The organism is Tsukamurella soli (genome assembly GCF_039541155.1).
In the GTDB taxonomy this organism is placed as follows: domain Bacteria; phylum Actinomycetota; class Actinomycetes; order Mycobacteriales; family Mycobacteriaceae; genus Tsukamurella; species Tsukamurella soli.
The window spans coordinates 1-723 of sequence record NZ_BAABFR010000260.1 but is presented as its reverse complement, the minus strand read 5'-3'; the positions used below and the strand labels follow the sequence as shown (position 1 = coordinate 723).

Annotated in this window: 1 protein-coding gene; it reads left to right on the top strand. The window is 73.2% G+C overall.

Annotation, left to right across the window (positions count from 1 at the left end):
* The first annotated feature begins 47 nt into the window (after positions 1-47).
* Positions 48-482 (top strand): CPBP family intramembrane glutamic endopeptidase, encoded by a 435-nt coding sequence (locus ABD908_RS27470; protein WP_345002094.1) that lies wholly within the window; start codon positions 48-50, stop codon positions 480-482.
* Positions 483-723: the final 241 nt, after the last annotated feature.

Genomic DNA, 723 nt, shown 5'->3' with positions numbered 1-723 from the left:
CGGCCAGGCCCACGCCGTAACCCGCCGCGCGCGCGGCGGGTTACGGCGTGGGCCTGGCCGCCGCGATCGGCCTCCCCGGCCTGGCGCTCTACGCGGCGGGTCGCGAGCTGGGCCTCACGGCGCACGTGATGCCGGCGACGGGAGGGGTGCCGTGGTGGCGGATCATCGCCTACGTGCTGCTGGCGATAGCGAACGCGCTGGCCGAGGAGGTCGTGGTGGTGGGCTACCTCACGACTCGGCTGCGGCAGCTCGGGTTCGGCGCGGCGACGACGCTGGCCGCGTCCGCGGTGCTGCGCGGCAGCTACCACCTGTACCAGGGGTTCGGCGCGGGCCTCGGAAACCTGGTGATGGGCCTGATATTCGGCGCCGCCTACCTGCGCTGGCGACGGCTGTGGCCGCTGGTGATCGCGCACGCGATCATGGACATCGTGGTGTACGTCGGGTACGCGACGCTCGGCAGCCACCTGGGCATCCTCAGCTGAATGCCGGAATCGGACCCGTACAGTCGAATTCCGTGAACGACGATCGACCGCGCGGTGACGGCGGGGAGTCCAGGCCGCCGCGCGCGTGGTCGGCGGTGCCGCCGCGACGGCAGCCCGGTCCCCCGCAGTCTGGGCTCCGGCAGCCCGGACCGCGGCAGCCTGCGCCCCGCCAGCCAGGGCCCCGGCAGCAGGCCCCCAAGTCGGATCGTAGCCATGTCGTTCTGTGTGCCAAGGAGTTGGG